Source organism: Chitinophaga sp. 22620 (assembly GCF_052044405.1).
Lineage (GTDB): Bacteria > Bacteroidota > Bacteroidia > Chitinophagales > Chitinophagaceae > Chitinophaga.
Window position 1 is genome coordinate 242,050 of the sequence record NZ_JBQEMV010000001.1, and the last position, 20,167, is coordinate 262,216.

Consider the following 20,167-nt stretch of genomic DNA (forward strand, 5'->3'; position numbering starts at 1 on the left):
ATCAAAAATAATGAATTTCCGGGGGAATCAGAATTTAGCCGTCAGACCCACGCCGATCGTCTGCTTGATCTGCAGCCGCGGCCCCATGGCGCCGGTTTCCTTGTTCTCGAACACCCGCACATCGTCGTCGTAGATCATATCCACGCTGATATTGGCTGATATCCACTTATTTACCTTCAGGGCGATCAGGTTGGTCCAGAACACGTCGATATTGCCGGGATTGTGCTTATAGTTGGAAAACAGCTCCAGCTTGGATTTGTAGGTCACATTTTTCATGATCTCCTTGTTCCAGGTGGCGGATACGTAGGCGCCGAACTCGGATTTCACGTGTTTGCCGGTGTCTACCCCGTAGGAGCCTTTGGCGGAAAGGGTATCGTCCATTACCACTACCCAGCGGGCGGTGATGGGGGACATAAAGAGCGAAAATTCGTCGTTCGGCTTAAAATCCACGCCTGGAGAGAGGATAATGTAAGCCGGGGCGAAGAATTTGGACACGAATTCCTTGGTGGAGTCTGTCGGGTAAAGGTACCCTTCAGTGAACTGGGTGCGGAGGTTGAACAGGCCGCTCAGGTACCAGTTCTTACCGATCTCATACCCGTATTTGGAGGTGAAATCTATCCGGTCGTCGCTTTTGCGGGTGCCGAGGCTGGTGGTGTTCACGTAGCCATAGGCCAGGTCGATGTTATTGTCCCAGTTGTGCCGGTCCTTTTTGTAATTGGCAAAGCCGGCGAAAGTGGCCAGCATGGAAAGGGAGAGCTTGTCGCCGCCCGCGGCCCAGTTGGTGAGCGATCCCTGGTTGAAGGTGAGGCCGAAGGCGCCGCCTTTTTTCCATAGCCTGCCGGTGGTGTCTTTTTCGGTGTTCTTGAGTTTCCCGGCAGCTTCCTCGCGGATTTTTTTCATGCTGTCGTCTTGCGCTTTTACGGTAACGCATGCCATTACGCACACCGTTAAGAGCCATTTGATTTTTTTCATGATACGATCGGTTATACAGGTGTAATAGTGAACGGTTGGCCGCATGGGCAGCCAACCGTTGTATTAAAAAAGAGGTGTATTATTTTTGTTTGAGCTCGTCGCGTATCTCCATCAGCAGTTTCTCCTGCGTGGTGAGTACGGGTTCTGCAGGCGCAGCGGGTTCTTCTTTTTTCATCCGGTTGATGCCTTTGATCACGAGGAACAGCGCGAAGGCGATGATAATGAATTCAACGCACGACTGGATAAACAAACCGTATTTGATCTCAGCGGCTCCCACTTTTACTGCGAGTCCTTTGAAATCAAAACCGCCGATCAATACACCAACAATGGGCATCAGGATAGCATCCACGAGTGCGCTTACAATCTTCCCGAAAGCGGCACCGATCACGATACCTACCGCCAGGTCGATCACATTTCCCTTCATGGCAAATGCTTTAAATTCACTGAAAAAAGACATACGCTAAGGTTTTAGAGTTAAGAAAATGGTGCTTTAACGTCTGCAAGATTAATGATTTATACTTTTTTCTCCGCATTATTTTTGTTTTGGGGCAGCTTCGGGAACTTCATTTTCAGCGATTTCAGTGTATCCCTTACCGTTTGCGCGATCAGGAATTCCTTGTACCAGTTATGGTCGCTCGGCACAATGATCCACGGCACTTTATTGCAATTCCTGAACACGTCCTCATACATTTTCCAGTACGTTTTGAAAAGCTTTGCTTCGGCAAAATCCTTTTCGTTGTACTTCCACATTTTCCTCGGGTCCTGCGTGCGTTCTTCCAGGCGGGCCTGTTGCGCGCCGGGAGACACGTGCAGGTAGAATTTCAGGATATGCGTATTGTTATGCTCCTCCAGCAGCTGCTCGAACCCGTTGATGGCAGCAAAACGTTTCTTCGCCGTATCATCGTCTATCCATTTATGCACCCGCTGCACCAGCACATCTTCGTAATGCGAACGGTTGAACACCTGTATCATGCCTTTCGCCGGCGCATGCTGGTGGATCCTCCAGAGGAAATCATGATCCAGTTCCAGCTCGGTGGGCGCTTTGAAAGGCTGAACGGTTACGCCCATGGGGTTCATGGTGCCGAACACGTCCCTGATCACGCCGTCTTTGCCGCTGGCGTCCATGCCCTGTAATACAACCAATAAGCTGTGTTTATGTTCAGCATAGAGCAGGTTTTGCAGCTCGTCCAGCTCTTCAACAATAAGTTTTAGCGCTTCCTTGGTCTTTTCCTTGTCAGCTTTTTTAGGTGCGGTGGTTGCAATGTCAGCGAGTTTGATCTGAGGCATAAGCGGATGTTTTCTAAATTTAATCAAATTACCGGATGCCGGGAATCGGTATCTTTGCGGTTCTATGAACCAACGCGTGCTTAACTGGGGAATCTTCCTGCTGCTGTCACTCACCTGGGGCAGTTCTTTCATTTTAATGAAACTGGGGCTTGAATCATTCAGCCCGTACCAGGTGGCCAGCATCCGGCTGATATCCGCAGGGCTTGCGCTGCTGCCGGTCTTCGTCCGCTACATCGGGCAAACGCCGGCTAAAAAGATCCCGGTGATCATCCTTTCCGGTCTATTAGGTAACGGAATTCCCGCGTATTTGTTCTGTATTGCCGAAACCCGGATAGACAGCTCGCTGGCGGGCATGCTCAATTCCTTCACCCCCGTGTTCGCCCTGATCTTCACCGTCGCCCTCTTTCACGCGCCGGTAGCGAAGCGGCAGCTAACGGGGCTGGCTATTGGTTTTGTTGGCGTCATCTGCCTGTTCCTCGCCAAAGGGATCGATGCGAATGCTTACTGGTATTATGGTTTCTTCGTGATCATGGCTACTGCCTGTTACGGGTTGAACATTGCGCTGGTGCATCATTACCTGAAAGAGTTCGCTTCCCTGCAGCTGGTGTCGGTCTCTTTATTTTTCATGGCGCTGTTTGCCCTGCCTGTTTTGCTCTTCAGCGATTTCTTCACTGTTTTCGGGAAGGCTGAAGGGGCTTACACCAGCCTGGCGGCCAGCGTAACGCTTGGCTTGTTGGGTACCGGCGTGGCTTCCATCCTGTTCTACCAGCTTATCCGCTCGGCCGGGGCCATCTTCGCGTCTATGGTTACATACGGCCTGCCCGTTGTGGCCATCGGCTGGGGCTTCCTGGCGGGGGAAGATATCAATTCCCTGCAGGTGATCTGCCTGGCGGTGATCATGGGCGGCGTTTACCTGGTGAACCGTAAATAAAAAGAGACGGGCTGTGAACCCATCTCCTCCTGGTATTTTTCAAGCGGCATTAAATTGCCATGATCTCCTTGTCCTTTGCCGCGCAATGCTTGTCGATAATGCCGATGTATTTGTCCGTCAGCACCTGTACTTCTGCTTCGGCATCCTTCGCGATATCTTCACTCAGCCCGTCTTTCTGCAATTTCTTGATCGCTTCAATGCCGTCGCGGCGGATGTTGCGGATGGCTACTTTCGCATGTTCGCCTTCGCCGTTCACTCTTTTCACCAGCTCTTTACGGCGTTCTTCCGTAAGCGGCGGCAGGAATAAGCGGATAATGATGCCGTCGTTCTGGGGGTTCAGCCCGATATTGGATGCAATGATCGCTCTTTCGATCGGCTGAAGCATGTTTTTTTCCCAGGGCTGGATGGTAAGGGTGCGGGCGTCGGCAACGCTTACGTTGGCAACCTGGTTGAGGGCGGTAGGCGCACCATAATAATCTACGGTAATGCCGTCCAGGATCTGGGGATTGGCTTTACCGGCGCGTATCTTGGTCAGCTCGGTTTCCAGGTGCGAAATAGCCTTTTGCATGGAATCTTTTGCATCATCCAGGATTAAATTAAGTTCGTCTTGCATAAGAATTAATACTTAAAGTGCTTGCAAACCTACATGAAATCTTTTAATCATCAAAGGATGAGCAACAGTTGGAACGGCTTGAAAGGAAGTGATGTTTATTTGTCCTGCAGCACGGATTCGGTATTCACGCGCAGAATTTTCGGCTTGGTAATGCTGGGCCTGCTGTCTGCCACTTCGGTTGCAGCCACCATAGCCGGCTTGGGAGTTTCTCTCCGTTTTTTCAGGAAAAAGAGGGCAGTGGTTGCGGCAAACGCCAGGCTGCCGGTAAGCAGCAGGAGGTAAGTGGTACCTATATTCTGAAGGCTGTAGGCCATGAAAATGAAAGCGATGTTGGAGAGCACGGCGATCAGCGTAGCCTGGCTATGCGTAAGCCCCAGGGCCAGCATGTAGTGGTGAATGTGATGCCGGTCTGCCGTGAACGGGGAACGCCCGCGGCTCATCCTGATGGCAAATACACGCAGCGTGTCGAACAGGGGGATGATCAGCACGGCAAAAGCGATGGCGGGAACGGCCTGCAGCGGGAAGGTACCGGCAGGGTTACCGGCCACTTCTATGAATTTCACGATCAGGGTTGCATTCACAAGGCCTACCAGCAGGGAGCCGGTGTCGCCCATGAAGATCCTGGCCGGGGTAATGTTATAAATGAGGAACGCCGCCAGGCCTGCTGCTAATGCAAAGCCCATTACGGCATACAATACTTCGTTCACATACAAAAAGTAAGCACCCAGCACGGCTGAAACCAGGAGGCCTACACTGCCCGCCAGCCCGTCAATCCCGTCTATCAGGTTAAAGGCATTCACGACAACAATGAAGGTGAAATAGGTGAGCAGCAGGCTGAAGTGATAAGGCAGCTCGCCGATGCCAAAAGCGCCGTACATGTTCCTGATCTGCAGGTTACCGAGATAAATGATGGCAAAAGCAGCCACCAGCTGGCCTATGAGCTTTTTTACAGGGGAAAGGCCCACGATATCATCCTTCATACCTACGATGAAAATGATGAAAAACGCTGCCAGAAGATATTGCAATGGGAAAGTCTGCTGTGAGGGAACACAAACGGCGGTAGCCAGCACGAAACCGGCAAAGAATCCCAAACCACCTAAAGTGGGGATCCGTATTTTATGCGATTTGCGCTCATCTGGTTCGTCATATAGATGTTTCAACTCCGCCACCCTGATCAGAACCGGGATAGCAAAATAGGTTATAACGAAACTCAGGACAGTCGCGATAATTACATTCTCCATACGGGGGGTTGTGGTGCAAAGATATTAATTTCAGTGATATGCGTATCAAAAAATTTTAAAGCTCAAAGATTTATGCCATCCTTGGAAAAAATCACTCAATACGCTGAGAATCTGGGTAATTTCTTATTACTTTTGCGGCTCATAAAATGCCAATTATCATGCCAGAACTGAAAGATATCGCCACGCAGATCAGGCGGGACATTGTACGGATGGTACATGCCGTACAAAGCGGTCACCCCGGTGGTTCCCTGGGTTGTACGGAATTCTTTACTGCCTTGTACTTCAAGGTAATGGAGCACACCCCCGTACCCTTCGATATGGATGGTAAGGACCAGGACCTGTTTTTCTTGTCAAACGGACACATTTCCCCCGTGTTCTACAGTGCCCTGGCCAGGTCCGGTTATTTCCCGGTATCTGAACTGGCTACTTTCCGTAAAATAGATTCCCGCCTGCAGGGCCACCCCACCACCCACGAGCATCTGCCCGGCATAAGGGTAGCCAGCGGCTCCCTGGGCCAGGGTATGAGCGTAGCCCTCGGCGCAGCCCTCAGCAAAAAACTGAATAAAGACCCCAAGATCGTATACTCCCTCCATGGAGACGGCGAGCTTGATGAAGGCCAGAACTGGGAAGCCATCATGTTTGCCGCGCACCACAAAGTGGATAATATTATCGCCACGGTTGACTACAACGGCCAGCAGATAGACGGTCCTACAGACAAAGTAATGGGCCTTGGCGACCTGGATGCCAAGTTCTTCTCCTTCGGCTGGAAAGTGCTGCAAATGAACGGAAACGATATGGACGATGTGCTTGCCACGCTCGCAAAAGCCAAAAGCCTTACCGGCAAAGGCCAGCCCATTGTTATTCTCATGAAAACTGCCATGGGTAAAGGTGTGGACTTCATGGAAGGCTCCCACGAATGGCATGGCATCGCTCCTAACGACGAACAGCTGGCCAAAGCATTGGCGCAGTTGCCTGAAACACTGGGCGATTATTGATCCGTTAAATCAAACATTGAAATATAAAGCGCGTCCGGGCTGAGCCGGGACGCGCTTTTTTTATGGATGGGTCAGGTAGCTTTGAGCGCGATCTCCTGCCGCGCCGCCCTTTGCGCAGGGTACCAGCTCGCCAGCACGCCTATTACGAGAATGGTAATGATCACCAGGATAAAATCCTCATAATGCATTTCAACAGGGAATGCATCGATCAGGAAAGAACCGCCGCCGAGTTTGATCAACCCGAAATGTTGCTGCAATAAACAGATGGTGATGGCCAGGCTGAACCCGATGATGCTGCCGGCCCCCGCGATGATGAGCCCTTCCAGGAGGAATATCCGTTGGATGAGGCTGTTTCGCCCTCCCATGGCTTTGAGGATGGTGATGTCTTTTTGTTTTTCTATGACGAGCATAGACAGCGAGCCGATCATATTGAAGGCCGCGATCACGAGTATGAAACTGAGGAAAACGTATACGACCCATTTCTCCGTTTGCATCACGTTGTAAATGGTCGCGTTCTGTTCCACGCGGGTCTGCACCTTCACTTTTTCGCCGAGCAGCTCTTGCAATGCGCGTTTTGTTTTTTGTTCTGAAAAGCCCGGCAGTACAGCTATTTCAAGGGAAGTTACTTCCCCGGGCTGCATGTCGAGCAGGCTGCGGAGGAAGTTGATATCCACCAGCACATATTTGCTGTCGAATTCCTGCTGTATCGCGAAAGTGCCCGCAGGATAAATGACGCCTGAATTCACGGCCTGTTCGGGCAGGGCCGTGCTGAAAACGGCCTCGTCGCGTTTTGGCATGTACACGTTCACCGGCACGCTGCTGTGCTCCACATCCACGCCCAGCGCGCTTTCTATGCCAAGGCCCACAACGGCCTGGTAGCCGGTTTCATGGGAAATGTCGTATGCGCCGCGGATGATCTTGTCCTGCACGCCGGCAACATGCGAAAAAGCGCTGTCTACGCCTTTCAGCACCGCTATCGTTTGTTCGTTCCCGTTACGCAGCACCGCTTTTTCCTCGATGCTGGCGGAAAGGTTTGCCACGCCGCGGATGCGCGCAACCGCCTGTAATTGCTCCGGTGTGAAAAGGATGGTTTTGCCGGTGGCCGGCACTACTTTTAAAGTGGGGTAAAAAGAAGAATAGAGGGATTTCACGAGGCCGGTGAACCCGTTGAACACGCTGAGCACGGTGATGAGCGCGGCGGTGCCTACGGCAATGGCGCCAACGCTCACCCATGCAATGATATTGATGGCGTTGGTGGATTTACGGGCCCGGAAGTAACGAAGTGCGAATTGCCAGATCATTTCTTCTCTTTCTCTTCGTTGATCTTTTTAAAGAGCTCTTCCATCTTGAACACATGATCCAGCGTATCGTCCAGGAAGAAGGTGAGCTCAGGCACGCGGCGAAGCTGCTTGCCCACGCGGTTTCCCAGCTCGCGGCGTATCTCGCTCATTTTCTCGTTCATCCGCCCCAGCATTTCCTCGGGAGATTTTATCTGGAACATGCTTAAATAAACCCTCGCTTCCAGCAGGTCGGGGGTCATCTTAACGGATGAGATCGAGATCATCCCTCCTTCTGTTACGTTGAATCCCATGCGCATGAAAATATCGCTGAGTTCCTGCTGCACCAGCTGCCCTACCTGTTTTTGCCTTTTTGTTTCCTGCATTTTTCTATATTTAAGCTGTACTCTCAAATCCTCCCCTCGCGGGAATTGCCCAAAAATAACCAATTTTAGCGGTTCACAGCATCATCAGCCTCATGCATTGTGGTATCATTTTTGGAGCTTAGGAGCGTGCCAAACGGTACCTTATTTGTTCATCAAACTAATTGCGACCTATGATTTCCGTAATTATACCAGTGCTCAACGAAGGCGCCACCATACGCCAGGTAATCAAGACGATCAGGAAAACCTCCAGGCCCATAGAGATCATTGTCGTAGACGATAATTCAACGGATCATACGGTTGAGGAAGCCCTTAAGGAAAAAGTACGCGTGATCACCAGCAGCCAGCGCGGCAAGGGAATTTCCATGCGGGAAGGCATGATGGCTGCGAAGCATGATATTGTGATGTATGTGGACGGCGATATTCTCACGTACCCGGATCATCTCGTGGAATTGCTGACCGATCCTATCATGAACGACGAAGCCGATTTTGTCAAATCATTTTTTGAAAGACAGGCCGGCCGTGTAACACAGCTGGTTGCCAAACCGCTCCTCAGCATACTTTTCCCGGAGCTGGCCGGCTTCAACCAGCCGCTGAGCGGCATGATCGCGGCGCGCGCATCATTCCTCAAAAATGTGCATTTTGAAAATGATTACGGGGTAGACATCGGGTTGCTCATAGACATGCACCTGAAGCAGGCGCGCATCCGCGAAGTGAATATCGGCAGGCTGGAAAACGCCATGCAGACCTGGGAGCAGCTCAGTAAAATGAGCCGCGAGGTTTCGCGCACCATTCTGAAAAAAGCAGAGAGCATTCCGTTGCAGAACCTGGAAACGCTGGGCAATATCAATATCATCCGCGAGCAGATGGAGTATTCCATCCTCGAATCTATCGACAAGCTGGAGAAGATGGTGATCTTTAACCTGGACGAAACCGTGTTCACGCAAAATTACACCTACCTCGCGGCCGTCGCCTTTGAGCAGGAAGAGCCGCTGGTGCAGGTGCTGCAGCATTATTCGGACCCGATCTCCATCATCAGGCGGTCCGCTGCTTTGTTCCAGGGCCGCAACCTGGCGGAGCTGCTGGAAGTGGCGGATGAAATTCCCGTAACGCCAGACATCCGGCATGTGATCCGGGAGCTGAAGCGGCGCGGGTACATCTGTGGTTTTATCACAGACGGTTTCGAATGCGTGGCGAATCATATGAAGAATAAGCTGGGGGCCGACTTTGCGTTTGCCAACCGGCTGCATCTCGTTCACAGCGTGGCTACGGGCGAAGTGAGCATCCCTGATTATTTCCTGAAGGGAAGCGGCGCCTCGGCCGAGTATAACAAAAGCAATATCCTGAAGTACATTGCCGAGAAATACCACATCCAGCCGCAGAACATCATTTATGTGGGCAACGGGGAAAGCGACAGCGCCATGTTGCAGGAAGCGGGAATTGGTGTGGCATACCATCCACAATATGTAGAAGCGGCTACTGTGGCGGACAAGGTCATTGAAGATGTTTGCATGGCACCGCTGCTGGATATTGCAGTGGCGAGCCCTGAAAAAAACGTGATCCGCTGGCCCACCAAAAAGCAGGTGCGCAACATCGGGCTGGGCAGCCTGGCGGCGCTGGCAACAGCGGGGTTGATCTACCTGGCCGCGCGGCAGGTGCGCAAAGCGTTTCAGCCGGAATGTGCGGATGAGGCGCAGCTGAAACCTGCCTGATTGCAAATTTCTGATCTCCTCCGTTTTTCCGAGATATTACCGGCCGGGCTTAAGAAAGTCCCGGCCTTTTTTCTGCCCCCGGAAACACATTCCTTTTACATTCGTGTACAGAATCGCGGTGACACGGGTCACTTTCCGGCATCGGTTTTTTGCTTTTGCCGTTTTAACATGGATGTATGAAAAAGGGCCGTCCTTCCGGACAGCCCTTTACATCTTTATCATTACCGGCCGGGGCCGGGAACATTATTATTTGCTTTTTGCCAGTTTGGCTTCGATGCTGAGCGTAGCATGCGGCACTGCTTTCAGGCGTGCTTTTTCGATCAGCTTGCCGGTTACGCGGCAGATGCCGTAAGTTTTGTTCTCAATACGCACCAGGGCTTTCTCCAGGTGGTCGATGAACTGGATCTGGCGGCTGGCCATCTGGTTCAGCTGTTCGCGTTCCTGGGAACCGCTGCCATCTTCCATGCTCATGTATTTGTTCTCGGTATCGTCTGTACCTGCTTCGTCCTTGCGGGTGATCAGGCCCTGGAGGTATACCAGTTCTTTTTTCGCTGCTTCCAGTTTTTTCATGATGATCTCCCTGAATTCCTGTAACTCGGGGTCGCTATAGCGATATATCGGGCCGGTAGGAGCTTCCGGCTGATCCAGCACTGATTTGGTGAATTCCGGAGAATAAGTCACGGTTTTCATTACCGGGCGGCTGCCGGCGGCTTTTGAAGGAGTCCTGGAAGACGGTTTCTCAGTAGTCCTTCTGGCAGGTTCTTCTACCCTGGTCTTTTTTACTGGCTCCTTGTCTGATTTATCCTGTTTACTCTTTGATGCCATTATATCTACTTTTTCTACGGGTTTAGAAATAAACGGTTCCGGCCGCGGCGTTTGCTTTTCAGCAGGCTTGCCGGCAACCACGGCGGCCGGTTTGGCCTTCGGCGCGGGGGCGGGAGCCGTTTTCTTTACGGGCGCTTTGGCAGCAAGCGGTTTCTTCGCTGCCGGAGCTTTAGCTGCCGGCGCTTTCGCCGGCGCGGGCTTTACTGCTTTGACGGGCTTTTTGGCCGCTGCCGCTTTCTTTTTGGCAGGAACTGCTTTCGAAGGGGCTGCTTTTGCCGCTACTTTCTTTACTGCCGCTTTTTTTGGTGCGGGCTTCGCTGCTTTAGGCGCCGCCTTTTTAGCAGCAGCCTTTTTAGGCGCAGCCGCAACCTTTTTAGCCGCCGCCGGTTTAGGCGCAGCTTTCTTAGGTGCAGCAGCAGCTTTCTTAGCTACAGCTTTCTTGGCAGGAACCGCCTTCTTGGTAGTTTTACTAGCAACCTTCTTCTTTGTTGCCATGGGATTAGCTTTTTTTGTTAACTAATACGTTGAACTTAAGATCGTTAACCTCTACTTCCACGCCCTCCTGTAATTGCGGCACTATCTCCAAACTATCTGCCAAAATTTCCGTGCAAATATAGTCATTAAAGTTAATTATCGCCGATTTCAGGGCATCTACATCAGCCACTTTTACAGCAATCCGGTCAGTTAATTCAAAATCACTGTCCTTCCGTATCTTCTGGATCCGGTTGACCAGCTCGCGTGCATTGCCTTCGTCCAATAAAACAGGGGTGATGGTGATATCAAGCGCCACAGTCAGCGAACCTTTGTTCGCCACCGTCCATCCGGGAATGTCTTCCGAAATGATCTCAACATCGGTTAACTGAATCGGAATCTGCTCATTCTCAACTATTAAGCCAAAACTGCCGTTCTTCTCCAGCTCAGAAATCTCGTGCTGCGTAAATGCGCTGATCGCACCTGCCACCGCCTTCATTCTGGCTCCCATACGGCTTCCAAGAGTTTTGAAGTTTGGCTTAATCTTTTTCTTGATAAAACCTTCGGTTTCGGTAAGATACTCAATACTTTTTACATTCACTTCGCTTTTTATCAAATGCTCCACCAACCCCAGTTGTTCCCGCATATGCGGGTTCATTACAGGGATAAGTATCTTCTGCAAAGGCTGCCTTACCTTAATATTGGTCTTCTTCCTCAGGCTCAGCACCAGCGAGGAAACGTCCTGCGCCAGCTGCATCCTTTCTTCCAGGTCCGGGTCTATGGCTGCTTCGTCTGCCACGGGGAACCTCGTGAGGTGAACGCTTTCTTCCTGCTGCCTGCCGCTCACGCTGTTCAGGTTGCGGTACAGCCAGTCTGTAAAGAAAGGGCTCACCGGCGCCATCAGCTGTGCGATCTTTTCCAGGCACTCGTACAGCGTCTGGTAAGCGCTGATCTTATCCTGCTCGTACTCCCCTTTCCAGAAACGGCGGCGGCAAAGGCGCACATACCAGTTGCTCAGGTGCTCATCCACAAATTCCTGCACCGCGCGGCCCGCCTGTGTGGGCTCGTAGTCCTCCAGGCTGCCGGTCACCTGCTTCACAAGGGTATTCAGCAGTGAAATGATCCACCGGTCGATCTCAGGGCGCTGGTTCAGCGGGATATATGCTTCCCTGAACGCGAAATTGTCCAGGTTTGCGTACATCGCGAAGAAGTTGTACGTATTATATAATGTACCGAACAGTTTCCGTTGCACCTCTTTAATGCCGTCCACGTCGAACTTCATGTTGTCCCAGGGCGAGGCATTGGTGATCATGTACCAGCGGGTGGCATCTGCGCCGAATTGCCCGATGGTGGCAAACGGATCCACCACATTCCCCAGGCGCTTACTCATTTTGTTGCCGTTCTTGTCCAGCACAAGGCCGTTAGAAACGACTGTTTTATACGCCACGCTGTCGAAAAGCATCACTGCCAGGGCGTGAAGTGTATAAAACCATCCACGGGTCTGGTCCACCCCTTCGGCAATGAAGTTCGCCGGGAAGGCCTGCCCTTTTTCCAGCATCTCCCTGTTCTCGAAGGGATAATGCCACTGGGCCACGGGCATGGCGCCTGAATCGAACCAAACATCTATCAGGTCCGGTTCGCGGCGCATCGGTTTGCCGGTGGAGCTTACCAGGATGATATCGTCCACATAAGGTTTATGCAGGTCGAGGATGCCCTCGTGGAGGTAATGTTTATTGACGTCGCCGCCCAGCACTTCATTGGCCAGCCTGATACCCTCGTTCAGTTCGGCGATGCTGCCGATGCAGATCTCTTCGGTACCGTCTTCCGTGCGCCAGATGGGCAGGGGCGTGCCCCAGTAACGGCTGCGGGAAAGGTTCCAGTCCACCATGTTCTCCAGCCAGCTGCCAAAGCGGCCGGTGCCGGTGGAGGCGGGTTTCCAGTTGATGGTCTTGTTCAGCTCCACCATCCGGTCTTTCATGGCCGTGGTTTTGATGAACCATGCGTCCAGCGGGTAATACAGCACGGGTTTGTCCGTACGCCAGCAATGCGGGTAGGTGTGCTCGTATTTCTCCACTTTAAAGGCGCGGTTCTCTTTTTTGAGCTTTACGGCTATATCCACGTCCACGTCCTTATAGTCCGGGTCGTTCTTATAATCTTTTACATAACGGCCGGAGAATTCACCCACGTTGTCGGTGAATTTACCCTGGCGGTCCACCAGCGTCAGGATGCCGATGCCGTATTTTTTGCCGACGCGGTTATCGTCCGCACCGAAGGCAGGGGCGGTATGCACGATGCCGGTACCGTCTTCGGTGGTCACAAAATCGCCGATCAGCACGCGGAACGGATCGCCTTCCTCGGGTTTGGCGTAAGGCAGCAGCTGTTCATAACGGATGTTCTCCAGTTCGCTTCCTTTAAAGCCGGCCAGTATCTTCCAGGGCAGCACTTTGGTATCTGCCGTATAGGCTTCAAAGTCAGCATTCTCCCCTTCGGGTTTGAAGTATTTCCCCGCCAGATCCTTCGCCAGCACCACGTTGATGGGCAAATGGGTGTAGGGATTGAAGGTTTTCACCAGCACATATTCGATATTGGCGCCCACGGTAAGGCCCAGGTTGCTGGGAAGCGTCCAGGGAGTGGTGGTCCAGGCCAGGAAAAACACCTCGCCGGAGCCGGCGGCATCGAAGAGGAACTGTGAGCGGTCCGACTGCAGGGCTTTGAACATGGCCACGATGGTCGTGTCTTTCACGTCCTTGTAAGTACCGGGCTGGTTCAGCTCATGGGAGCTGAGGCCGGTGCCCGCAGCCGGCGAGTATGGCTGGATGCTGACGCTTTTATAGAGTAACCCTTTTTTATATAATTGCTGCAGGCACCACCACAGGCTTTCGATGTAGGAATTGTCGAAAGTGATGTAAGGATGCTCAAGGTCAACCCAGTAGCCCATTTTGCGGGTCAGGTCTTCCCAGCGGTCTTTATATTTTAATACTTCCTTGCGGCAGGTATCATTATATTCTGCGATGGAGATCTTTTTGCCGATGTCTTCCTTGGTGATGCCGAGTGCTTTCTCCACCCCCAGCTCTACCGGCAGGCCGTGTGTATCCCAGCCGCTTTTCCTTTTCACCTGGAATCCCTGCATGGTCTTGTAACGGCAAACGAGGTCTTTCAGGGCGCGGGAGATCACGTGGTGAATGCCGGGGAGGCCGTTGGCGCTGGGAGGGCCTTCGTAAAATACGAAAGGGGCCGCACCGTCGCGGTTCGAGATGCTTTTCTCAAAAACCTGGTGCGTTTCCCACGCTTGCAGTATATCCTGTTCTATTTGCGGTAAATTCAGTTGATTGTATTCCTGATATTTGCTGGACATAAACAATTTCCCACCCGGGTGCTTAAGTTTGGTATTTAAAATTCTGCAAAGTTACGAAAATACAGGCAGGTTTCAGAGAGCCGCTGTCGTTCATAAAAAATAACAGATTTATGAAAAAAATGCGGGCAAAATTGACTAATTTGCAATAAACTATGCTTGCTTTGCGTTTTTGGCATTGTTTTGGTTAGGATTCTGAAGAGTCTAACGCGATTATAAACCATATCTTTTATGAAAAAAGTAACGTTATTAATATGCGCTGCCATCTTCACATCCGGCATAGCGTTTTCACAACAGAAATCATCTAAAAAAACCAAAACGACCGCCAAAAAAGTGGAAGCACCGGCTCCCGTAAAGGACGCATTTGCACAGAATGCCGAATTTTCAGCCGCTACAGATGCACAATGGAGCAAAACCTCCGGCGGCAACTGGATCGCTTCCTTCAACAGGGAAAATGTGAAGACCGCTGTTGAATATAACGCAGAAGGCGCCTGGGTGGCTACCCGCAGTTCTTTCGAGACCGGCAACCTGCCTGAGAGCGTTTTGGGAACATTGAAGAACAAATACCCGTCCGCAGTTGTTAAAGAAGGGTGGAAAATTGAAAGAGCGGATGTGGCAGCATATTTTAAAGTAAATATCGACGATAACGGGACTGCCAAAACCGTACTGCTGAACGATGCTGGCACTATTGTTGATTAAAGATATTTACTACAAAAACATTCATTAAGTATTTCATAGGTATAGGGATAAATAGGACAGACCCTGCTCTTTTGGGCGGGGTTTTTCTTTTGTGCCAACCGCCGGGCGGCGCAGGGAATAAAAAAAGCCGTCACAGGAAAGTAACGGCTTTATGCAAATTACGGTGGAAAAACTTACTGACTGGCAGTGCAGATTAGGTCTTTGTGGTGTTTGATATGCACTGCTTTTTATAATGGCTTTACTATCGTCTGCAAGCTTTTCCTTAGGTCAAATCTGATAAGGAAGCTTATGAGGAACCGTGGATAGACATCCAAAGATCGTAGCACAAAGAAAGTACAATCTGCAGACTGGTGTTTATCGGATCGGGAAAAGTAATGATCGTAAAAGGAAAAACCGGTTAACGGAGCAGTAACTCACAAGGTTTCAGCCCTGTATGTTTTTTGAATGCAGTGGAGAAATGGGAAATGCAGGAATATCCCATCATAATGGCTACCTCTGAAACGGATAAGCCTCTTTCATATAAAAGGCCTTTGGCCTTTTCCATCCTTTCTTTCTGGAAATAATCGTAGATGGTGGTGCCGTACACCGCTTTGAAACCTTTTTTGAGGTAACATTCGTTCATGGCCACCCTTCTCGCCAGGTCACGGATCGTGATCGGAGCGTCCAGCTGCTCCAGCAGGATGCTGCGCGCTTTTTCGATCTTCTCGCGGTCTTCCAGGTGCGTCAGGAAGCGGCAGCCGTAGCGCTCTTCCGTATCGTTCTGGATAAACTGGTCGGAGCTGAAAAGCAAAAGCTCCAGGGCCTTGCTCTGCAGGAAAATATTTTTCAGGATACCTTCGTAATTATGATGTACCATCTGCTCCAGCACGGCTTTGCTCTTGGTGCAGGGCTGGATGGTTTTTACGAAAGGTTTCTTGGACTGAAGCTCAAAGAGGGAGAAAGAAGTGTTACCTTTTTGCAGGGATTGTATGAAAGCAGGTTGAAAACGCACGGTGATCAGGTCTACGGACGGCAGCTTGGTGTTGCAGTCCGCATGTTTATGACCTTCGATACAAACCTGGTCGGTACAATTAGGTTTCTGGCAATATTTGTTGCCCGCCACGCAATACCGCAGCTCGATAGCTGCGCTTTTTCCACGTTTTGCGGGCTGGTACACCACCATCGCCACATCTTCCACGGGTAACGGGCGTTCGTACACGAAACGCTGGAGGGAATAATCAAGGCAATCAGGAACCGCTACGTTATCGGCCTCTGCAAGCTGCAACTGGTCGCCCATGGCGGGTTGCGGAATAGCGAGCGTTAATATTTCCTGTATTTCTTTCATATTAGAGCCACAAAATTAACGAATCGTAGTTATAATTCTTACAGTTTGACAAAGCCGTTACAAATCCCCGCCCCCGGGGGCGAATTGGTACAGATTTAGCAACAGTAAAGGCGCATGAAGAAGTCCTGGAAGATCATACTAACGGTGGCGGCTATCCTTGCCGCGGTTGTGCTGGGTACCGGCTGGTACCTGAGCGTTCATTGGAAAAACATACTGGACAAAGAATTGCGCCGCTACGTCAGCCAGGGCTCGGATAGTTTATATACCCTCGCCTACGGGAAGATCAACCTGAACCTGCTCACGGGCAGCGTAAGCATACAGAATGTGGCCCTGCTGCCCGACACTGCGGTATATGACCGGCTGGTAAAAGAGCAGCGCGCGCCCCAGGTGATCTACAACGCCAAAATGAACCGGGTGCAGGTTTCGGGGCTGAAGATCTGGCGGTATTTCAGGAACAAGCAGGTAGACGCGGCCGGCTTCACCCTGTCCGAGCCCGAAATTACCGTGGTGCGGGACCTCCGGAGCCGCGATACCACGCCCCGCCGCAGCTTCTACGCTTCCATGAACGAGCTGATCCACGATTTCCGCATCCGGCAGGTCAACCTCTCCAATACCAAATTATCCTATGTGCAGATCGGGGAAGACAGCAGCCGCAGGCTCACCCGCTTCGAAAACCTGGATGTGCGCCTGCGCGACCTGCAGATCGATTCCATGACCGAAAAGGACCTTTCCCGGGTGCTGTACGCCCAGAATTTCGACATCACGCTCCAGCAGTGGGACTACCGCACGCCGGACAGCCTCTACTGGCTGCACGTGAACAATATCAGTTACAATGCCGTGGAAAAGGTGGCCGAGGTGGAAAGCGTGAAGCTGGAGCCGCGCTACAACAGGGCTGATTTCGATAAAAAGAAAGGAACGCAGACAGACCGCTTCGAGCTGGCGTTCAACCACATCCGCGCGGAGGGCATGAGGCTCGAAGACCTGCTGCAGCAGGCGATCTTCATAAAAAGCGTAAGTATAGACGGCGGCGAGCTTCATGCTTACCGGAACCGGGCGATGCCCTACCCGCCGGGAGATAAATACGGCGGCTTCCCCAACCAGCTGCTGGCCAAGCTGAAAATGCCCCTCACCATAGATACCCTCAAGGTACAGGGCGTGAACCTGTCCTACAGCGAGTTCAACCCCGGCAGCGGGCAAACGGGCAAGATCGAATTCCACCAGGCAGGGGGCATCTTTACGCATATCACGAACCAGGATTCGCTTATCCGGCAAAACAATCACTGCATCGCGGAGCTGCATGCGATACTGATGCGCACCGGCAAGCTGAGGGCCCGCTTCGACCTGACCCTGAACGATCCTTCCGGCGCCTTCGGCGTTTCGGGCCAGCTCAGGGATATGGACGGGCGGGAAATGAACCCCGCCACCAAGCCGCTCGGGGAAGTGAGCATCCGCTCGGCCAATATACGGGAGATGGATTTTAACTTCCGCGGCAACGAAAGGTCCTGCTCCGGCACTTTCAAGCTCCTGTACTCCGACCTGAAGATCGATTTCCTGAAAGACATGAAGACCGCGAAAGGCAAGAAACGGAAAAAAGGGCTGGTGAGCTTCCTGGCGAACGTGATGGCGCTGCACAACGAGAACCCGACGCCAGACAGGCCCGTGCGTATGGCCAGGCCCAGGTTCGAGCGCCATCCGAAAAAGTCTTTCTTTAACCTCATCTGGAAGACCATTTTCACCGGCATCAAAGAAACTGTGTTGACAGATGCGGCATCAGGCCTGATGTAGATGACGCGAGCCAACGAAGGCCGGTCATTGCGAGAAGCAGCGGAGCTATAGCGGGAGGGCGACGAAGCAATCTCCACTACTGGATTGATGTACTCCNTAATGGAGGAGATTGCTTCGTCGCCCTCCTGCACAAAATTCCCCGCTGCTCCTCGCAATGACGGTTTTTTCGCCTCATGCATACCCTGCGGCATTTCCGCAATTCACAACCTGTCCACACCCCTCAAATAAGGCCATTTTTTCATGGAAATTAGGCTGATTTTTCGTACATTTGCTGGATTGTCTACCGTTTTGTTAAAAATAGATTTTCAGCTAAAAATATGAGTGAAGAACTAGTGCAAGCAACTACCCCCAGCAACGTTTATGATGCGGGTAGTATTCAAGTATTGGAAGGGTTGGAAGCGGTGCGTAAACGTCCGGCCATGTATATCGGCGATATTGGGGTGAAAGGTTTACACCACCTCGTATACGAAGTAGTCGATAACTCCATCGATGAAGCGCTCGCCGGCTATTGCAAAAACATCGAGGTAACGATCTGCGAGGATAACTCTGTCCGCGTAAAGGACGACGGGCGCGGCATCCCTACCGGTATGCACGCCAAGGAAAAACGCTCTGCGCTGGAAGTGGTAATGACCGTACTGCACGCGGGCGGTAAGTTCGACAAGAACACCTACAAGGTATCCGGCGGTTTGCACGGCGTGGGTGTGAGTTGCGTGAACGCCTTGAGCGATCCTTTGCATGTAACGGTTCATACCCAGGGCAAGATCTTCGAGCAGGAATACAGGATGGGGCAACCCCAGTATTCCGTACGCGAGATCGGCGAAACCGACGTTACCGGCACTACCGTCCATTTTAAGCCAGACGCCACTATTTTCAATGAAACAGTTTATAACCGCGAAACCCTTGCCGGCCGCCTGCGCGAACTGGCCTTCCTGAACAGGAAGATCCGCATCACCCTTACCGATGAGCGCGAAAAGGACGAGAACGGCAACGCTTTCTGCGAAGTATTTTACAGCGAAGGCGGTATCATTGAATTCGTGGAACTGATGGACAAGAACGGGCGCCGCAACCCGCTGGTGCCCCAGCCCATCTACATCGAAACGCACGACGCAGCCTCCAACGTGGCCGTGGAAGTGGCTTTGCTGTACAACGATTCTTTCAACGAGCACATTTTTTCCTACGTAAATAATATCAACACCATCGAAGGCGGTACCCACGTGGCCGGCTTCCGCAGGGCTATCACCCGCGTGTTCAAAGCCTATGGCGATAAGAACAAGATGTTCGAGAAATCGAAGGTAGAGGTAACGGGAGACGACTTCCGCGAAGGCCTCAGCTGCATCGTGAGCGTTAAAGTTCCCGAACCGCAGTTTGAAGGGCAGACCAAAACCAAGCTGGGCAACTCAGACGTGATGGGCATTGTAGACAGTGCAGTGGCCAACGTGCTGAACGATTACCTGGAAGAAAATCCCCGCGAGGCCAAGACCATCATCAATAAAGTGGTGCTGGCCGCACAGGCGCGCGAAGCCGCCCGCAAGGCAAGGCAGATGGTACAGCGCAAGAGCGTGATGACCGGAAGCGGCCTTCCCGGCAAGCTGGCGGACTGCTCCGACAACGACCCCGCCAAATGCGAGCTGTACCTCGTCGAAGGTGATTCCGCGGGTGGTACTGCCAAGCAGGGCCGCAACCGTAACTTCCAGGCCATCCTGCCGCTGCGCGGTAAGATACTGAACGTGGAGAAAGCGCTCGAACATAAGATCTACGAGAACGAGGAGATCAAGAATATATTCACCGCCCTCGGCGTTACCATCGGCACCCCTGAAGATGAAAAAGCCCTGAACCTCAGCAAGCTGCGCTATCACAAGCTCATCATCATGACGGATGCCGACGTGGACGGAAGCCACATTGCCACCCTCATCCTCACCTTCGTGTTCCGTTACATGAAGGAAATGGTGGAGCAGGGTTATGTTTACCTCGCCCAGCCGCCTTTGTACCAGGTGAAAAAAGGCAAAGACCACATCTACGCCTGGACGGATGAACAGCGTAAGGCGGCCGTGACCAAACTGGCCGGCGGCGGCAAGGAAGACAATGTGTCCATCCAGCGTTATAAAGGTCTGGGTGAAATGAACGCCGAACAGTTGTGGGACACTACGATGAACCCGGACGTACGCACGCTGAAGCAGGTAACGATAGACAGCGCTTTTGAAGCCGACCGCATCTTTACCATGCTGATGGGCGATGAAGTACCTCCGCGCAGGGAATTCATTGAGTCTCACGCGAAATACGCAAAGATCGACGCATAAACA

17 protein-coding genes are annotated in these 20,167 nt (G+C 51.9%); 7 read left to right on the forward strand and 10 right to left on the reverse strand.

Translation table 11 applies throughout. The features are described 5' to 3' along the window. Nucleotides 1-27: 27 nt before the first annotated feature. From ACTJIK_RS01025 to ACTJIK_RS01035, 3 genes are all read right to left on the reverse strand, one after another. Entirely contained in the window at nt 28-972 is a 945-nt protein-coding gene (locus tag ACTJIK_RS01025) for a DUF3078 domain-containing protein (protein ID WP_440644389.1), read from the reverse strand. Between the two features lie 79 nt (nt 973-1,051). After that, nucleotides 1,052-1,429, reverse strand: coding sequence for a large-conductance mechanosensitive channel protein MscL (gene mscL / locus ACTJIK_RS01030; RefSeq protein ID WP_440644390.1), 378 nt, complete (start codon nt 1,427-1,429; stop codon nt 1,052-1,054). Nucleotides 1,430-1,485: 56 nt separating this feature from the next. Further along, nucleotides 1,486-2,259, reverse strand: a complete 774-nt coding sequence (locus ACTJIK_RS01035; RefSeq protein WP_440644391.1) for a PPK2 family polyphosphate kinase — start codon at nt 2,257-2,259, stop codon at nt 1,486-1,488. 64 nt (nt 2,260-2,323) lie between these two features. Between ACTJIK_RS01035 and ACTJIK_RS01040 the strand changes: the two genes are divergently transcribed. Continuing rightward, nucleotides 2,324-3,190, forward strand: coding sequence for a DMT family transporter (locus ACTJIK_RS01040; protein WP_440644392.1), 867 nt, complete (start codon nt 2,324-2,326; stop codon nt 3,188-3,190). Between the two features lie 49 nt (nt 3,191-3,239). Here the strand turns inward: ACTJIK_RS01040 and frr are convergent, their stop codons facing one another. Together frr and ACTJIK_RS01050 are read right to left on the reverse strand one after the other, a co-directional pair. After that, the gene (gene frr / locus ACTJIK_RS01045; RefSeq protein ID WP_440644394.1) at nt 3,240-3,803 is read right to left on the reverse strand and encodes a ribosome recycling factor; all 564 of its coding nucleotides are present in this window, start codon (nt 3,801-3,803) and stop codon (nt 3,240-3,242) included. A gap of 95 nt (nt 3,804-3,898) precedes the next feature. After that, nucleotides 3,899-5,044, reverse strand: coding sequence for a glycosyltransferase family 4 protein (locus tag ACTJIK_RS01050; RefSeq protein WP_440644395.1), 1,146 nt, complete (start codon nt 5,042-5,044; stop codon nt 3,899-3,901). 158 nt (nt 5,045-5,202) lie between these two features. On the opposite strand from ACTJIK_RS01050, the gene ACTJIK_RS01055 reads away from it, so the two are divergent. After that, nucleotides 5,203-6,039, forward strand: coding sequence for a transketolase (locus ACTJIK_RS01055; RefSeq protein ID WP_440644396.1), 837 nt, complete (start codon nt 5,203-5,205; stop codon nt 6,037-6,039). 71 nt (nt 6,040-6,110) lie between these two features. Here the strand turns inward: ACTJIK_RS01055 and ACTJIK_RS01060 are convergent, their stop codons facing one another. After that, nucleotides 6,111-7,340 carry an FtsX-like permease family protein gene (locus ACTJIK_RS01060; protein ID WP_440644398.1) on the reverse strand — a complete coding sequence of 410 codons (1,230 nt, stop codon included), beginning with the start codon at nt 7,338-7,340 and terminating at the stop codon, nt 6,111-6,113. Next, nucleotides 7,337-7,702, reverse strand: coding sequence for a 30S ribosome-binding factor RbfA (gene rbfA / locus ACTJIK_RS01065; RefSeq protein WP_440644399.1), 366 nt, complete (start codon nt 7,700-7,702; stop codon nt 7,337-7,339). The genes ACTJIK_RS01060 and rbfA overlap by 4 nt, the downstream gene beginning before the upstream one ends. Before the next feature lie 170 nt (nt 7,703-7,872). Between rbfA and ACTJIK_RS01070 the strand changes: the two genes are divergently transcribed. Then, a complete protein-coding gene (locus ACTJIK_RS01070; protein WP_440644400.1) occupies nt 7,873-9,411 on the forward strand; it encodes a glycosyltransferase in 1,539 nt (512 codons plus the stop codon). Nucleotides 9,412-9,657: 246 nt separating this feature from the next. Here ACTJIK_RS01070 and ACTJIK_RS01075 read toward each other — a convergent pair whose 3' ends face one another. Next, nucleotides 9,658-10,236, reverse strand: a complete 579-nt coding sequence (locus tag ACTJIK_RS01075; protein WP_440644401.1) for a TraR/DksA family transcriptional regulator — start codon at nt 10,234-10,236, stop codon at nt 9,658-9,660. Between ACTJIK_RS01075 and ACTJIK_RS01080 the strand changes: the two genes are divergently transcribed. Further along, nucleotides 10,202-10,756: a hypothetical protein gene (locus ACTJIK_RS01080; RefSeq protein ID WP_440644402.1), complete on the forward strand. Its 555-nt coding sequence runs from the start codon at nt 10,202-10,204 to the stop codon at nt 10,754-10,756. The genes ACTJIK_RS01075 and ACTJIK_RS01080 overlap by 35 nt on opposite strands. Here ACTJIK_RS01080 and ileS read toward each other — a convergent pair. Further along, complete coding sequence (gene ileS / locus ACTJIK_RS01085) at nt 10,736-14,062, reverse strand: isoleucine--tRNA ligase (RefSeq protein ID WP_440644403.1); 3,327 nt, start codon at nt 14,060-14,062, stop codon at nt 10,736-10,738. The two genes, ACTJIK_RS01080 and ileS, sit on opposite strands and share 21 nt — an antisense overlap. A gap of 228 nt (nt 14,063-14,290) precedes the next feature. Between ileS and ACTJIK_RS01090 the strand changes: the two genes are divergently transcribed. Next, nucleotides 14,291-14,758: a hypothetical protein gene (locus tag ACTJIK_RS01090; RefSeq protein ID WP_440644404.1), complete on the forward strand. Its 468-nt coding sequence runs from the start codon at nt 14,291-14,293 to the stop codon at nt 14,756-14,758. A gap of 397 nt (nt 14,759-15,155) precedes the next feature. Here ACTJIK_RS01090 and ACTJIK_RS01095 read toward each other — a convergent pair whose 3' ends face one another. Further along, a complete protein-coding gene (locus ACTJIK_RS01095; RefSeq protein ID WP_440644406.1) occupies nt 15,156-16,082 on the reverse strand; it encodes a helix-turn-helix domain-containing protein in 927 nt (308 codons plus the stop codon). Between the two features lie 114 nt (nt 16,083-16,196). Here ACTJIK_RS01095 and ACTJIK_RS01100 point away from each other — a divergent pair, with 114 nt between their 5' ends. Beyond that, nucleotides 16,197-17,867: a hypothetical protein gene (locus ACTJIK_RS01100; RefSeq protein ID WP_440644407.1), complete on the forward strand. Its 1,671-nt coding sequence runs from the start codon at nt 16,197-16,199 to the stop codon at nt 17,865-17,867. Nucleotides 17,868-18,184: 317 nt separating this feature from the next. Further along, entirely contained in the window at nt 18,185-20,164 is a 1,980-nt protein-coding gene (gyrB, locus tag ACTJIK_RS01105; RefSeq protein WP_440644409.1) for a DNA topoisomerase (ATP-hydrolyzing) subunit B, read from the forward strand. The last annotated feature ends 3 nt before the right edge of the window (nt 20,165-20,167 follow it).

Coding starts and splice junctions, on each gene's coding strand:
- ACTJIK_RS01025 (WP_440644389.1), bottom strand. CDS start 972: ATGAAAAAAATCAAATGGCTCTTAACGGTGTGCGTAATGGCATGCGTT.
- mscL (WP_440644390.1), bottom strand. CDS start 1,429: ATGTCTTTTTTCAGTGAATTTAAAGCATTTGCCATGAAGGGAAATGTG.
- ACTJIK_RS01035 (WP_440644391.1), bottom strand. CDS start 2,259: ATGCCTCAGATCAAACTCGCTGACATTGCAACCACCGCACCTAAAAAA.
- ACTJIK_RS01040 (WP_440644392.1), top strand. CDS start 2,324: ATGAACCAACGCGTGCTTAACTGGGGAATCTTCCTGCTGCTGTCACTC.
- frr (WP_440644394.1), bottom strand. CDS start 3,803: ATGCAAGACGAACTTAATTTAATCCTGGATGATGCAAAAGATTCCATG.
- ACTJIK_RS01050 (WP_440644395.1), bottom strand. CDS start 5,044: ATGGAGAATGTAATTATCGCGACTGTCCTGAGTTTCGTTATAACCTAT.
- ACTJIK_RS01055 (WP_440644396.1), top strand. CDS start 5,203: ATGCCAGAACTGAAAGATATCGCCACGCAGATCAGGCGGGACATTGTA.
- ACTJIK_RS01060 (WP_440644398.1), bottom strand. CDS start 7,340: ATGATCTGGCAATTCGCACTTCGTTACTTCCGGGCCCGTAAATCCACC.
- rbfA (WP_440644399.1), bottom strand. CDS start 7,702: ATGCAGGAAACAAAAAGGCAAAAACAGGTAGGGCAGCTGGTGCAGCAG.
- ACTJIK_RS01070 (WP_440644400.1), top strand. CDS start 7,873: ATGATTTCCGTAATTATACCAGTGCTCAACGAAGGCGCCACCATACGC.
- ACTJIK_RS01075 (WP_440644401.1), bottom strand. CDS start 10,236: ATGGCATCAAAGAGTAAACAGGATAAATCAGACAAGGAGCCAGTAAAA.
- ileS (WP_440644403.1), bottom strand. CDS start 14,062: ATGTCCAGCAAATATCAGGAATACAATCAACTGAATTTACCGCAAATA.
- ACTJIK_RS01090 (WP_440644404.1), top strand. CDS start 14,291: ATGAAAAAAGTAACGTTATTAATATGCGCTGCCATCTTCACATCCGGC.
- ACTJIK_RS01095 (WP_440644406.1), bottom strand. CDS start 16,082: ATGAAAGAAATACAGGAAATATTAACGCTCGCTATTCCGCAACCCGCC.
- ACTJIK_RS01100 (WP_440644407.1), top strand. CDS start 16,197: ATGAAGAAGTCCTGGAAGATCATACTAACGGTGGCGGCTATCCTTGCC.
- gyrB (WP_440644409.1), top strand. CDS start 18,185: ATGAGTGAAGAACTAGTGCAAGCAACTACCCCCAGCAACGTTTATGAT.